This window comes from Adlercreutzia sp. ZJ473 (assembly GCF_013185065.1).
GTDB lineage: Bacteria > Actinomycetota > Coriobacteriia > Coriobacteriales > Eggerthellaceae > CAAEEV01.
On record NZ_JAAVTO010000059.1, the window covers coordinates 1 to 14,310 of the forward strand.

At 67.3% G+C, this 14,310-nt stretch carries 11 protein-coding genes, 2 tRNA genes and 1 riboswitch; of the genes, 8 read left to right on the forward strand and 5 right to left on the reverse strand.

Annotation, left to right across the window (positions count from 1 at the left end; translation table 11 throughout):
* Positions 1-311 precede the first annotated feature (311 nt).
* Positions 312-402, reverse strand: a tRNA-Ser gene (locus HRL41_RS10200).
* Positions 403-531: 129 nt separating this feature from the next.
* Between HRL41_RS10200 and HRL41_RS10205 the strand changes: the two genes are divergently transcribed.
* From HRL41_RS10205 to HRL41_RS10215, 3 genes are all read left to right on the forward strand, one after another.
* Positions 532-2,517: a DUF2207 domain-containing protein gene (locus HRL41_RS10205; RefSeq protein ID WP_172136941.1), complete on the forward strand. Its 1,986-nt coding sequence runs from the start codon at positions 532-534 to the stop codon at positions 2,515-2,517.
* A gap of 256 nt (positions 2,518-2,773) precedes the next feature.
* Positions 2,774-3,712, forward strand: a complete 939-nt coding sequence (locus HRL41_RS10210; RefSeq protein WP_172136942.1) for a DMT family transporter — start codon at positions 2,774-2,776, stop codon at positions 3,710-3,712.
* A 9-nt stretch (positions 3,713-3,721) separates the two neighbouring features.
* Positions 3,722-4,249: a shikimate kinase gene (locus HRL41_RS10215; RefSeq protein WP_165171092.1), complete on the forward strand. Its 528-nt coding sequence runs from the start codon at positions 3,722-3,724 to the stop codon at positions 4,247-4,249.
* 75 nt (positions 4,250-4,324) lie between these two features.
* On the opposite strand, the gene HRL41_RS10220 is transcribed toward HRL41_RS10215, so the two are convergent.
* A complete protein-coding gene (locus HRL41_RS10220; protein ID WP_256368333.1) occupies positions 4,325-5,887 on the reverse strand; it encodes a sodium:alanine symporter family protein in 1,563 nt (520 codons plus the stop codon).
* Positions 5,888-5,998: 111 nt separating this feature from the next.
* Positions 5,999-6,129, reverse strand: a riboswitch (glycine riboswitch).
* 641 nt (positions 6,130-6,770) lie between these two features.
* Between HRL41_RS10220 and HRL41_RS10225 the strand changes: the two genes are divergently transcribed.
* A tRNA-Arg gene (locus tag HRL41_RS10225) sits at positions 6,771-6,846 on the forward strand.
* A gap of 66 nt (positions 6,847-6,912) precedes the next feature.
* On the opposite strand, the gene HRL41_RS10230 is transcribed toward HRL41_RS10225, so the two are convergent.
* From HRL41_RS10230 to nrfD, 3 genes are read right to left on the reverse strand one after another with little or no spacing between them, the layout of a single operon-like run.
* Positions 6,913-7,869 (reverse strand): slipin family protein, encoded by a 957-nt coding sequence (locus HRL41_RS10230; RefSeq protein WP_172136943.1) that lies wholly within the window; start codon positions 7,867-7,869, stop codon positions 6,913-6,915.
* Entirely contained in the window at positions 7,847-8,293 is a 447-nt protein-coding gene (locus HRL41_RS10235) for a GntR family transcriptional regulator (protein WP_172136944.1), read from the reverse strand. Before HRL41_RS10235 ends, HRL41_RS10230 begins: the two co-directional genes overlap by 23 nt.
* Before the next feature lie 48 nt (positions 8,294-8,341).
* Complete coding sequence (nrfD, locus tag HRL41_RS10240; RefSeq protein WP_172136945.1) at positions 8,342-9,220, reverse strand: NrfD/PsrC family molybdoenzyme membrane anchor subunit; 879 nt, start codon at positions 9,218-9,220, stop codon at positions 8,342-8,344.
* 237 nt (positions 9,221-9,457) lie between these two features.
* Here nrfD and HRL41_RS10245 point away from each other — a divergent pair, with 237 nt between their 5' ends.
* The 4 genes from HRL41_RS10245 to HRL41_RS10260 are packed head-to-tail and all read left to right on the forward strand — an operon-like array spanning position 9,458 to position 14,294.
* Positions 9,458-10,213: a DmsC/YnfH family molybdoenzyme membrane anchor subunit gene (locus tag HRL41_RS10245; protein WP_253904854.1), complete on the forward strand. Its 756-nt coding sequence runs from the start codon at positions 9,458-9,460 to the stop codon at positions 10,211-10,213.
* Positions 10,214-10,231: 18 nt separating this feature from the next.
* A complete protein-coding gene (locus tag HRL41_RS10250; RefSeq protein ID WP_172136947.1) occupies positions 10,232-12,865 on the forward strand; it encodes a molybdopterin-dependent oxidoreductase in 2,634 nt (877 codons plus the stop codon).
* A 17-nt stretch (positions 12,866-12,882) separates the two neighbouring features.
* Entirely contained in the window at positions 12,883-13,458 is a 576-nt protein-coding gene (locus tag HRL41_RS10255; RefSeq protein WP_172136948.1) for a 4Fe-4S dicluster domain-containing protein, read from the forward strand.
* Positions 13,459-13,502: 44 nt separating this feature from the next.
* Complete coding sequence (locus HRL41_RS10260; RefSeq protein WP_172136949.1) at positions 13,503-14,294, forward strand: molecular chaperone; 792 nt, start codon at positions 13,503-13,505, stop codon at positions 14,292-14,294.
* Positions 14,295-14,310 lie beyond the last annotated feature (16 nt).

Genomic DNA, 14,310 nt, shown 5'->3' on the forward strand with positions numbered 1-14,310 from the left:
TCGGAAGGGCGGCATGATGTCAATAGTGTAATATGTAGTTAGTTCTGGGCAGTGCTGCGTTTGCTCGGGCGGGCTAAAGCCCGCACCTCCCAAACGCAGTCATGACACCAACAATCGGTACACAACCCGTTGTCGGTGGTTCTCGGGGCTCGAATCGCCGACAACGGGCGTTTTCCATCCAGCTTTTCAAAATGGTGGATGCAAAGGGGGCGTTGTCGGTGGTCCTATAACCCCCAAGGAGGGGGACTCGCTTAAAAGCCGCAGAGTCCAGGAACATGAAAAACGCCCCGTGTCGGGGCGTTGAAAAGTCGTGGCGGAGAAGTAGGGATTCGAACCCTAGATGCCCTTTTGGGGCATACTCACTTAGCAGGCGAGCACCTTCGGCCTCTCGGTCACTTCTCCGCAAACAATAAAGAATCATACCCGACTTCTGCGGCCAATGCAACGAAAAACACATCTCCGCGGGGCGTATAATGGAGGCTAATTTCCCCAAACGGTGGTTTTCGAACGAAAGACCAAGGAGGTCCTGAGGTGAAAGCTGCGCTTCGCGCCTCCCAGACGGCGCCCGTCCCTCGCGCCCATGCGGCGCGCATCGCCCTCGCGCTCGCTGCGTGCGCGCTTCTCGCGTGCCTGGCCTGCTTGGCGACGCCCGCGCCCGCCCTGGCGAAGTCCTACAGCTGCCCGAGCGTGAACCTCACGGCCCAGGCTCAGACCGACGGCTCGCTCCACGTGGTGGAGCAGCGCGCGTTCGACTTCGACGGCGCGTTCACCGCGGTGTGGTGGGAGTTCCAGGGCCTGCCGCAAAACGCCGAGGTCACGGTCAACGCGGTGCGCATGGCGCACGTCGACGCCGCGGGCAGCGTGGAGGGCGAGTGGATGGCGCTCGACTCCGTGCCCTTCAAGGTGGGCTGGCGCGAGGAGGGCGGCCCCGGCACTGACTCCTGGTCGTTCGACCGGGCGCGAAACACGCTCTACGCGTTCTTCGACCGGGAAGACGCGCAGATGATCTTCGAGATCGACTACGTCGTGGCCAACGGCGTGCAGGCGTACGACGACATCGCCGAGGTCTACTGGAAGTACGTGGGCGAGGGCCGCGAGGTGGACTCCGAGAACGTGTCGGCCACCATCGTGCTGCCCGTCCCCCCTGGCGTGGCCGTCGAGCCTGGCGGCAACGTGCGCGCGTGGGGGCACGGGCCGCTCGACGGCGTGGTGTCCGTCAACGAGGACGGCACCGTCACCTATGACGTCTCCCGCGTGGTCGCGGGGCAGTACGCCGAGGCGCGCGTGGTGTTCCCCGTGTCGTGGCTCACGAACCTCGACGCCGAGGCGCGCCTGGCGAACCAGGGAACCACGCGCCTCGACACCGTGCTGGCCGAGGAGAAGGCGTGGACCGACCAGGCCAACAACCAGCGCGTCAACGACCTGCGGATCCGCATCGGCCTGGTGGTCGCGTGCGCGCTGATCCTCGCGGTCGGCGCGATCCTGTTCTTGCGCTTCGGGCGCGAGCACACGCCCGACTTCACCGAGAAGTACTGGCGCGACGTGCCGGAGCGCGGCATGCGGCCGGCGGTGGCGGGCCGCCTGTGGCGCTGGAACCACGAGAGCGCCGACGACTTCACCGCCACGCTGCTTGACCTCGCACGCCGCGGCGTGCTGCGCATAGAAGCAGGCGTCCACCCCGACAGCTTCGGCAAAGAGGTCGAGGACTACCGCGTCGTGTGCGTCGACGACCAGGCGCGCAAGGTCACCGACCCCATCGAGCGCGCCACGCTGAAGCTGCTGTTCGAGGACGTCGCCGGAGGCGAGCCCTCCCTCTGGCTCGTGTCCCTGCGCGAGCATGCCGACCGGCGCCCCGAAGCCTACGTGGAGAGCATGAAGGGGTGGCAGGCGGTGCTGTCCGATGAGGTTGCGAAGCAGGACTTCTTCGAGCCCGCGGGCTACAAGCTGCGCAAGGCGCTGGCGGCTGCGGCGGTCGTGGTGCTGGTGGTCGGCCTGCTCATGACCGCCGTGACGGACGAGCTGCTCGCGGCGGCGCTCGCGGTTCCCACGTGCGCGGTGCTCGCGTTGCTGGCCAACTACATGCCGCGCCGCTCCGAGCACGGCAACAACGTCGCGGCGCGCGCGAAGGCGCTGCGCAACTGGATGCGCGACGCGTCGAGCTGCGCTGACTTCCCGCCTGAGAGCGAGGAGAAGATGAGCGAGCTCATGGTGTACGCCTTCCTCTTCGGCGTGACGGGGCCGGCGATGAAGGACTGGGAGGCGGCCGTCCCTGACGCCAGCCGCCGCGCGTCCGACTTCGGCGGCATGTCCTTCATGCCGTGGTACGCATGGTACGCCGCGAGCGGCGTGGCGGCGCGCAGCGCGAGCGAGACGATCAACGCCTCGGTCGACGAGACGTACGAGGGGGCGCGTGCGGCGGCGGTCAACCTCAGCGCCGGCAGCAGCGCCGGCGGGTTCGGCGGCGGCTTCTCCGCAGGCGGCGGTGGCGGCTTCGGCGCAGGCGGCGGCGCCCGGTAGGCGCGCGCGTGCGGGGGCGTGGTCGCGTCCGTGGCGGCGCCTCTCGCTTCGCCTCGCGTGCTCCCGCTCCCCCGGCGTCCGTCCCGCGCCGTACGCCCGCCCCACGCCGCCACCCCCGTCCGTCCCGCGCCGCCCCACCGTCCCCCTCGCGTCCGTTCGCTCCGCGCTCCCCGCGTGCTGCCCGAATGTTTCACGTGAAACATTCGTTCACGCTGCGCGCGGCCTCCGCCGCTCAGTCCGCTATAATAGGCGGCCTATGAACGCAAAGAGGAACATCCCCGCCATCGTGTACAAGCTCATGATCGTTGTGGCCACCGTCATCTGGGGCTTCAGCTTCGTGGTGATGAAGGACGCCGTGAGCGTGCTCGAGCCCGCATGGCTCATCGGCGTGCGCTTCGCGCTCACGGCCGCGGTGCTCACCGCGGTGTTCTTCCGCCATCTGCGCGCTGCGCTGACCAGGGAGTACCTTGTGGCGGGCGGCATCTTGGGCGCGCTGAACTTCCTCGCCTTCTGGACGCAGACCATCGGGCTCGCCCACACCACACCCGGCAAGAACGCGTTCCTCACGGCCACGTACTGCGTGATCGTGCCGTTCGTGTTCTGGCTGATCGCGAAGAAGCGCCCGACTTCGTTCAACCTGGTAGCGGCCGTGATGTGCGTGGCGGGCGTCGGGATGGTGTCGCTCTCCTCGGGGGCGCTCACGGTGGAGTTCGGCGACTTCATGACGCTGGTGTGCGCGGTGTTCTTCGCGGTGCACATCGCGTGCGTGGCGAAGTTCGCGCAGGGCCGCGACGTGCTGGCCCTCACGGTGTACCAGTTCTGGGTCGGCGGCATCTGCGGCGTCGCCATCGGAGCGCTCACGGAGGCGCCGCCGAACGTGGCCGCGCTCTCGCCGGAGTTCCTGTTCAACTTGTTCTACCTGGTGATATTCGCGTCATGCGTGGCGCTCGTGTTCCAGAACGTGGCGCTGGCCCACGTGCCCCCCGCGCAGGGCTCGCTGCTGCTGTCGCTGGAGTCGGTGTTCGGCGTGCTGTTCTCGGTGCTGCTCTACGGCGAGCAGATGACGCCGCGCCTGCTGGCGGGCTTCGCGCTCATCTTTGGTGCTATTGTGGTAAGCGAGGTTCTGCCCGAGAAGTTCGGGAAGCGGAAAGACGAGCCGGCGGCGCTTGAGGACGCCGAGCCGGCGAAGGAGTGAGGAAAGGCCATGAAGGAGAAGATTGACGAGCCGGGACGTGACAACATCGTGCTCATCGGCATGCCCGGCGCAGGGAAGTCCACGCTCGGCGTCGTTTTGGCGAAGATCATGAACTACGATTTCGTCGACGCTGACCTGCTCATCCAGCAGCAGTGCGACAACACGCTGCAGCGCCTCATCGACGCGTGCGGCCCCGAGGGCTTCATCGACGTGGAGAACCAGGTGCTCTCCAAGATGAGCTTCAAGCACACCATCATCTCCACGGGCGGCTCGGCGGTGTACTCGAAGGAGGCCATGGAGCACCTCGGCGCGATCGGACGCGTCGTGTACCTGCAGATCAGCTACGACGAGCTCCGCGCGCGCCTGACCGACTTCTCGGAGCGCGGCGTGGTGATGAAGGGCGGCATCGGCATGAGCCTGCGCGACCTGTACGACGAGCGCAAGCCGCTGTACGAGCGCTACGCCGACATCGTGGTGGACGTGAACGACCTCACCATCACCGCCGCGGCCCGCAAGGTGGCCGACGCGCTCAGGTAGCGAGGGACGGCGAAGGGCCGCGAAGGCGCAGCAGCGCCGTCCGCGGCCCTTCGGCACGTTAAGCTGTAGCACGTGCTAAGCTGTAGCAGGCTCCAACTCCGAGCCAGCGCCCGCGCCCGCGCCTGCGCCCGCACCTGCGCCCGCACCTGCGCGGTCCTTCGGCACCTTCCAGTCCTCGGAGTCGTCGGGACGCGGTGCCATGGCGGCCTCCACGCCGTCCGCGGCCTTCAGGCGCGCGAAGTAGCCGCGCGTCTCCTTCGCCACTACGCCCGACAGCGCGATCAGGGCGACCATGTTGGGCAGCGCCATCAATCCGTTGAAGATGTCGGCGATGGTCCACACGGCGGAGACCGTCATGTAGGGGCCGATGAACACGGCGAGGATGTAGAGCCAGCGGTACGCCTTCACGGCCTTCATGGAGCCGTTGGAGAAGTACTCGAGGCAGCGCTCGCCGTAGTAGTCCCAGCCCAGGATGGTGGTGAAGCCGAACAGGACCAGGCACAGCATCATGATGAACGCCACCACCTCGCCGGGGATGAACGGCAGGCCCGCCTGGAACGCGGCGGTGGTCACGGCCGACCCCTCGAGGCCGGGTAGCTGGTAGGCGCCGGTCATCACGATGGCCAGGCCCGTCATGGAGCACACGATGATGGTGTCCAGAAACGTGCCGGTCATGGACACGAGGCCCTGGCGCACCGGCTCCTTGGTCTGCGCGGCCGCGGCGGCGATGGGCGCCGAGCCCAGGCCGGCCTCGTTCGAGAAGATGCCGCGCGCGATGCCCTTCTGCATGGCGATGATGATGGCCCCCAGCGCGCCGCCGGCAGCGGCCTGCAGGCCGAACGCGCTCTGGAAGATGGTCACGAGCGCGGCGGGCAGCGCGGTGATGTTCGCGACGATCAGGACCAGCGAGAAGCCCACGTAGATGACCACCATGGCGGGGATGACCTTCTCGGACACGCTGGCGATGCGGCGCAGGCCGCCGATGAGCACGAGGCCCACCAGCAGCGCCAGGAGCAGCGAGCCGGCGATGGTGGCGACGGAGTAGTCCATGCCGAGCAGGCTCACGGTGTGCGCGCCCTCGGGGTCAAAGAAGCCCGTGATGGCGCCGGAGATGGAGTTGACCTGCGTGAACGTGCCGATGCCGAACAGGCCCACGCACATGCCGAAGAACGCGAACAGCTTGGCGAGCCAGCGCCAGCTCATGCCCATGCCGCGCTCGATGTAGTAGAACGGGCCGCCGAGCACGTGGCCGTTCGCGCTCACGGAGCGGTACTTCACGGCGAGCAGGCCCTCGGAGTACTTGGTGGCCATGCCGAACAGCGCGGCGAGCCACATCCAGAACAGCGCGCCCGGGCCGCCCGCCACGATGGCGGTGGCAACGCCCACGATGTTGCCGGTGCCGATGGTGGCCGACAGCGCGGTGCACAGCGCGGCGAAGCTCGACACCTCGCCCTTGCCGCCCTCCTCGTTCTTGATCATGTAGCGGAGCGCGCGCGGCAGCTGGCTGAACTGCAGGCCCTTCAGGCGGCAGGTGAGCAGCAGGCCGCCGAACAGGATGAGCACCATGAGCGGCACGCCCCAGATGAAGTCGTCGATAACGCCCAAGATCTCGTTGAACGACTCAAAGAAGCTTTCCAATTGAACTATCCTTCCTTCGGTTCCTCGTTACCTGCGAGTCCTCCGCACCCGGTGCGGCGAAATCTCCAGAGGACACCCGAAGAAGGGAAAAGGAATGCGCGATTAAGCTCATTGCTTCACTCTGTCCTTTGGCCTGAGAGTTTCAACGCTTGCGGTGCGGCTGCGGCGCGCGATGCGCGGCGGCCTCCCCAAGCGCCTTGCCCCTTCGGCACCCGTTGCCGGGATTCTCCAGAGACCCCATCCACGCCCTGTTTCCTCTCGGCTGGCGGCGCGCGCCGCCGACCAGGGGATCCAGAGCGCTTCTGCGGGGAAACGCTATGTAAGTGCTCATATTCTATAGCGGGAATCGCGATTGTCAATGGTGGCAGGGGCAGTTTCGGCGCGAGTGCGCGGGGTGCGAAGGGTGCGAAGGGTGGCGCGCGCCGTGCGCGAGCGCCCGCAGGCGCGCGGCGGGCTGCGCGAGAGGTGCGAAGAGCGGCGAGCGAGCGCGGCGGGCTGCGCGCGGGCGTGCGCGAAGGGCTGCGCACGGGTGCGAAGGGCGGCGCACGGGAGTGCGCGAAGAGCGCGAAGGGCTGCGCACGGGCGTGCGCAGGCGCCAGGGCCTTGCGAACGAGTGAATGTGCGAAGGACGGCGCGCGGGAATACACGCTTTTGCTTGGGAAAGGGCGAGAAATGCGCGATCTGATACCCATTTGGGGGGAATCGGATCGCGCGGGCACCCGACTGGGCAAGAGTGATTTCTTCTGAGCAGGGGTTTTGCGGATCTTGCTGAAAGGAGCTTTCTGCCGGCGGGCTTTTGGGGTATCAGATCGCGCATTTCTCGCTGGTTGGCGCGTGTGATCGCGCGGCCAGTTGTGGTAGACTTTGATGCGCTTGCCATCAGGCCCCCGTAGCTCAGCGGATAGAGCGTCGGTTTCCTAAACCGTGCGTCGGAGGTTCGAGTCCTCTCGGGGGCGCCAGCAATTTCGCAGGCCAGCGGCCACGTCGCCGCTGGCCTGCTTTGCGTTTTGTGGCGAAGGGGGAGGCTACTTGTCACGCTTGAAGCCCTCCGAGTAGGCGCTCGGGATGACGAGCGTCCCGTTGGACTCCTTTACGCCCTCGCTCAGCAGGTGCATGGAGCGCAGCTCGAAGGCCATCTCGTCCTTGCGGTAGACCTCGGTGGCCTCGAGCAGCATGGCCGCGATGTCCTTCTCCACCTCGGCGAGCACGATGCGCGCGTCCTTCTCGCGCTCGGCCTTCGCCGCCGCGGCCATGTCCTTCTGCAGGTCCTTCGGGATGACGATGTCGCGGATCTCGACCGACAGGATGGAGATGCCCCACGGGTTCGTCTTCTCCTCGATCTTCTCGCGCAGCTCCTGGTCGAGCTTGTCGCGGTGGATGGTCACGTCGGAGATGCTCTTGCGGCCGATGGCGTCGCGCAGCGCGGTCTGGGCCGCCATGGACACGGCGTCGTAGTAGTCCTCCACCTCCATGCACGCCTTCTCGGCGTCCCACACCATCCAGAACACGGCGGCGTCCACGTTGACAGGCACCAAATCCGAGGTCAGGGTCTCCTCGGCGCTGAACCCGGTGAGCATGACGCGCAGGTCGGCGCGCAGGGCGATGTGCTCGACGAAGGGGATGGTGAGGAACAGCCCCGGCCCGGCGACGCGGTTGAACGTGCCGAAGCGCAGCACGATGGCGCGCTCCCACTGGGAGGCGATGCGGACGGTGAAGATGCCCGCGACGGCCACGGCGAACCCGACGCACAGCACCCAGATGTTCACCTCGCGCGCGACGAGGTACCCGGCGCCGCTTGCCAGCGCGAAGAGCACGGCGAACACGAAGGCCGCGAACACGTTGGGCGCGTTGTCGTCAACGTGCCGCGTGCGCGGCGAGTTGTGCATCTCGATGTCGGCGAAGGCGGCCGTGCTCCCGCGCGACGGGGCTCCCTCGGGCGTGCCGGCTTGCCGCCCGGCGCTATCTCGGTTGAACAGTCCCATAGCTCAGCTTCTCCTCTTCTGCCTCGAGGGCCTTGCGCTTGAACTCTCCGATGACGCTCTGCGCGTGCTCGCTGATCTCCTGGTAGGTCATGCCCATGGCGCGGTACTGTCGGATGCAGTTCTCGAGCAGCGCGTCGACGGCGAGCCTCTCGGCGTCCCCCTCGCTCACGCCGTTCTGGACGAACATGCCGCGCCCGCGGATCGATATGATGAGCCCGGAGAGCTCCAGGTCGCGGTAGGCTTTCGCCACCGTGTTGTAGTTGATGTGCGCCTCGGCCGCCAAGCTGCGCACGCTCGGCAGCTGCTCGCCCGCCTTGAAGAAGCCGCTGCGTATGAGGTAGGCGATGCGATTGCGCAGCTGAACCCATATGGGGAGGTCGGACGTCTCTTCTACTCTGAATACTATGCTCTCGTTGGTGCGCATGCGCTTGTGCTCCGTCTAAGTTGCTCGCGGCCGGCAGCTCGCGGCCGTTTAGCTGATTCCGCAGGTGATAATACAGTATCGCAAGCAGAGCCCTCCGAAAAGACACAGGACGTCTGCCAGCGGTATGCAGCGGCACTCCTTTCTCGTCAGCGAGTACGTCTCCAGGGCGGCGGGCAGGGCGAGGCCGAGCACGCCCACCCCCACGCTCGCGATCGGCATCATGTCGGGGGAGAGCAGGGCTGCGCACGCGCTGCGGGCGCCGGGGTTGGCGAAGGCCGCGGACAGGAAGAGCGCGAGCGTGACCGCCTCCGCGGCGAGGCAGGCCAGATGGGCCTTCTGCAGCGGCTTGACGGCGCGCAGGAGGATCGTCTGGTCCTTGGTGAAGTAGTCCACCAGCAGAAGCAGCGAGAGCCCGTTCGAGAGCGACGAGCACGTGAACACGCCGACGAGCCACGGGGAGCTCCAGAACGGCATGCCCATGGCGCTCATCAGCAAAAACGCGGTGTATGCCATGGTGCACAGCGAGCAGGCGCAGCACAGCGCCTCGAGCACGCGGCCCGCGCGTCCGCCGAGGACCCTCAGGTGGAAGAGGCTTCGCAGCGTGAGCGCGATGCCGAGCAGGAGCTCGACGACGAGGCAGAGCGTCCCGAACGTCATGACGGTGACGCGCGGGCTCATCATGAGGAGCATCATGCGGTCGGGCCGGCCGAGGTCCCAGAACAGCGCCGAGATGGCGAGCACGAGGAGCAGCAGGCACAGCGGCCACGCGCGGGCCTGCAGCGCGGCGAACGCCCGCGCGTGGCGCACGGCGTGCTCGCGGCCGCCCGGCAGGCGGCGGAAGGCCAGGCTCCAGGCTGCGGCGACGAACATGCCCCCGGCTGCGGCGCCGCCGAGGAACAGATACGCTATGACAAGGGGTCCGTACATGCCGTCCTCGCAGTTGTCGCCGTGTGGCCCGCGCCCGCCTCGCGACGGAGCGCCCAGCACCTCTCATTATCTCACAGCTCCAACTTGTGTGGAATAGATGTTGACTGAACTAGTGAACCACATTAATATGACACTAATGAACGCGGGTGCTTTACGGAGGGGAAATCCTAGGTGCCCAGCCGCCCGAGCGCTTCGTTCTCACAGAGTATGGGGTACTACTTGAGAGGGGTTGTGCCGATGATTTCTGAGTTTCCGCTGTTCGTGTTCACGACGCTCGCGGGTCTTGCCGCGGGCGCGTACATCGCGAACGCCCTGTTCCCCTTGGATAGGGACAGGCGCACGCCGTGGGCGTTCCCGCTGGTGTGCTTGGTGCTGCTGGGAGTGGGGCTGCTCGGGTGCCTGATGCACCTGGCCCGTCCCGGCATGTTCCTCAACGCGCTGGCCAACTACCGCGCGGGCATCGCGCAGGAGGCGTACTTCTCCATCGCCTTCGGCATCGTGCTGATCGCCGACCTGATCGTCACGTGGCGCAAGGGCGACGCCCCGCGTGCGCTGCGCATCGTGGGGGCCGTGCTGGCGCTCATCCTGACGGTCATCATGGGGCTCGCCTACATCTCGACGTTCGGCGTATCGGCCTGGTGCACGTGGGCGACGGTGCCGCTGTTCGTCGTGGGCGACCTGGCGATGGGCTTCGCGCTGTACGCCCTGTTCGCGAAGGGCGCCTACAAGAGCCAGCCGTTCTTCATGATGACGCTCGCCCTGGCGGCCCTGCTCGCGGTCACGCTCGTCTGCGAGGCCGTCCACTTCGCCGGCCTCGGCCTGGGCATCGTGCCGTTCGTGGCGGCCATCGTGGTGGCGCCGGCGGCGTCGGGTGCTCTCGCCGTGCTGGCGAGCAAGAGGGACGACAAGGCCCTCCCCGCCGCGGTCTTCGCTGCCGTCCTCGTCGGGGTGTGCATCGCCCGGTGGGCGTTCTACGCGGCCAGCATCATCTAGAGCTAGGGGGATAAGAATATGAGCTCATCAAAGAATCTGACGAGGCGCGCGTTCGTCGGGACGAGCGCCGCCGTGGCCCTGTCGGCTTCGGCCCTCATGGCGACCGGCTGCTCGTCGGGGACGTCCGTCGAGGCCATCGAGGGGCACGTGCCGCCCGTCGACAAGGCGAAGGACGGCGAGTGGATCCCCGTCGCGTGCTGGCACAACTGCGGCGGGCGCTGCATGAACAAGGTCATGGTGAAGGACGGCGCCGTCGTCCGCCAGAAGACCGATGACACGCACGAGGACTCCTTCGAGTACCCGCAGCAGCGCGGCTGCGTGCGCGGCAAGGCGCAGCAGCAGCAGTGCTTCGGCGGCGACCGCCTCATGCACCCGCTCAAGCGCAAGGGCTGGCAGCCCGGCGGCGGCGCCAACTCCAACGGCTCCCTGCGCGGCAAGGACGAGTGGGAGGTCATCAGCTGGGACGAGGCCATCAAGCTGGCGTCCGAGGAGATCAACCGCATCTCCGACGAGTACGGCCCGACGGGCTTCTACTGCAAGTCCAACAACGCGACCCTCAACGTGCTCTCCGGCTACGTGCGCGGCTGGGACACCACCTCGCACGGCACCTACACGCTCGACTCCACGCTGATCGGCCTGCCCAACGTCGACCTGGGCAACGGCAACGACCGCTTCGACATGGAGAACGCCGACTACGTCGTCATGTGGTCGTCGAACCCCATGTGGTCAGCTGCCGGCCTGCCCATCAACATCTGGCTGCACGCGCGCGAGCAGGGCGTGAAGTTCATCTGCGTCGACCCGCTGTACAACTCCTCCGCCCAGATGCTCGACGCCGACTGGCTGCCCGTGCGCGCCGGCACCGACATGGCGCTCATGCTGGCGACGGCCTACGAGATGCTGCGGCTCGACGAGAAGGAGGGCGACGTCGTCGACTGGGACTTCCTCAACCGCTGCACGGTCGGCTTCGACGCGGAGCACATGCCCGCCGACGCCACGCTTGACGAGAACCTCAAGGACTACGTCCTCGGCGCGTACGACGGCGTGCCGAAGACCCCGGAGTGGGCCGAGCCGATCTGCGGCATCCCGCCCGAGAAGGTCACCGAGCTCGCGCGCGTCCTCGGCAAGGGCAACAAGGTCATGCTGCTGCACAACTACGGCATGGCCCGCTGCAACGGCGCCGAGATGATCCCGCAGATGTTCATGGCCCTCGGCGCCATGGGCGGCCACATGGGCAAGTCGGGCCACGCCACGGCGGGCGCGTACCATTCGGCGGCCGGCAACAACGGCCCCACGCTCGTGAAGGCCGGCGCGGCGAAGATGCCCAAGACCGCCGACTCCATCACCACGGGCGTGCGTCAGCCCCAGATCTACAAGATCATCATCGAGGGCGGCGGGCACACCCAGGACGTGTCCAACGCGTATGCCTCCTTCCACAAGCCCAACCCCACCGAGCTCGGGCCCATCAAGTGCATCTACCACATGTCGGACGCGACGCTTCAGACCTCGCTCAGCCAGAAGGAGGGCATCGAGGCGCATCGGGCGGTTGACTTCGTGCTGACGCTGGCGCAGTTCATGACGACCAACGCGCGCTACTCCGACATCGTCCTGCCCGTCACCACCGAGTGGGAGCGCTGCGGCGGCTTCAGCGGCAGCAACCGCGAGTACCTCCAGTTCTTCACGAAGGTGACCGACCCCATCGGCGAGGCCAAGACCGACCAGGAGATCGGCCGGCTGCTCATCGCCGGCGTGGGCAAGGACCCCGACCTGGCGTACAACACCTCGGAGGAGCAGCAGCTCTACGAGAAGATCGCCGGCGCGCAGGTGATCCAGGATGACGGCACGTACGGCAAGCTCGTCACGCTGACGGCGGACGACATCGAGAAGCTCGGGGCCAAGGGCGAGCCCCAGCAGGGCGTCATCACGCTGCAGGAGCTCATCGACAACGGCGGGCACCAGGTCGAGCGCTCGAAGGGCGACCGCTTCGGCTACATCGGCTACAAGGAGTTCGTGGCCGATCCCGAGGCCCATCCGCTCAAGAGCGCCTCGGGCAAGCTCGAGATCTACTGCCAGGCGCGCTACGACCTCATGATGTCGTTCGAGTTCCCCTACCGCGAGCACTACAAGCCGTACCCCACCTACGTGGTGCCGGTGACCGGCTACGAGTCCACGTTCAAGGGCGGCAAGATCGGCGGCGAGAAGGCGGAGTTCCCGTTCCTCATGTTCAACCCGCACTACCTGCGTCGCTCCCACAGCGTGTTCGACAACTGCCCGTGGCTGCGCGAGGCATGGGCGAGCCCGGTGTTCCTCGCCCGTTCCGACGCCGAGGGCCTCGGCATCGCTGACGGCGACACGGTGCTCATCTCCTCGCCGTACGGCCAGGGCCTGCGCAAGGCCGCCCTGCTCGACGTCATGATCCCGGGCCTGGTGGGCGTGCCCCACGGCGCGTGGGTCGACGTGGACGAGGAGACGGGCATCGACCGCGCCGGGTCCGACAACTACCTGATCGGCTCCGAGTTCGGCGGCATGGGCGTCTCCGGTTACAACAACCAGATCTGCAACATAGAGAAGTACACGGGCAAGCCCTTGGAGGACGACTGCGACCTGCCGCCGCGCCTGTTCCCGGGCGTCACCGCCGAGAACGCGGGAAAGTAGAGAGGGGTTGATGGAACATGAGCGTTGGATTTTACCTGGACCAGGACCGTTGCGCCGGCTGCCGCGCGTGCCAAGTAGCCTGCAAGGACAAGAACCGCCTCGACGTGGGGATCCTCTATCGCACCGCGCAGACGTACAGCGTCGGGAGCTTCCCTGACGTCGCCTGCTACAGCTACTCGGAGAGCTGCAACCACTGCGACGATCCGATCTGCCTGCACAACTGCCCGACGGGCGCCATCTACAAGGCGCCGGACGGCACGGTCATCCAGGACCCGTCGATGTGCGTCGGCTGCAGGATGTGCGTCATGTCGTGCCCGTACGGCCATCCGAAGTTCATCGCGGCCGAGGGCGTGTCGGGGAAGTGCGACGGCTGCTACGGCCTGCGCCAGGAGGGGAGCCTGCCCGCCTGCGTGGCCGGGTGCCCGAACCGCGCGCTCGACTTCGGCGAGATCAGCGAGCTGGAGAAGAAGTACGGCAGCCTTGACAGGGGCAGCATCGCGGTGCTGCCCTCGCCTGACCTGACGCATCCGAACGTGCTGATCAAGGCGAAGGAGGCCGCCTTCGCGGGCGACTGGCGCGAGGTGACGTGGTAGGGCGGCGCACGATGCGCTGACGGCGGAGAGGACGGAGGTGCCGAATGGGTGAGAACGCTATCGTGAGGGATTTGGGCGACAAGCTGGCGGCGCGGATCTACGGGTACGAGCTGCTCCACGTCGCGTTCGGCACCGCCGACGCCTCTCGGCTGCTTGAGGTCGTCGGCTCTGAGGAGTCGGCGGCCGCCTTCGCAGCCTACGGCGAAGGCGTGGTGGCCGGTTCCGGGGGCAGCCCCTCCGGGGTCGGGGCGTGCTGGGAGCGCTGCCGGGCGCAGGCAGCTGCCAGCGACGTCGGGGAGGTGGGGCAGGCGTTCGTGGACCTGTTCCTGGTTCCCGGCGACTCGTTCGTGTACCCGTGGGAGTCGTGCCACACCGAGGAGAGCCCGGTTCTGTTCAAGCCGAGCACAGCCGCGGTGAGGCGCTTCTACGAGGACCACGGCTACCGGCTGAGGGCGGACGGGGGCAACTTCCCTCCCGACCACCTGTCCGCCCTGCTCGACTTCCTCGCGCGCCTGAGCGCCGAGGCGTACGAGCTCTTCTTCGAGGAGCGGGACGACCAGGCGGCGCGCATGCTGGGAGACCAGCGGGACTTCGTCGACGAGCACGTTCTGAACTGGGTCGACCGCTTCGTCGACGGCGTCGTCGAGAAGGACCGGAGCGGCATGTACGCCGCGCTTGCCGCCCTCCTGGCGGCGTTCGTCCGAGCGGACCGGTGCTTCATGGACGAGGCGTGCCTGCTGCTCGGCGGCGGGCAGCAGGGCCCGTGCCTCGCGTCGGGCGGGGCCGGCGAGCCCGAGGGGCGCGCGGGCGAGCCGGCTGGCGGGCGCGAGGGCTAGCGGTGGCCGCCGATCG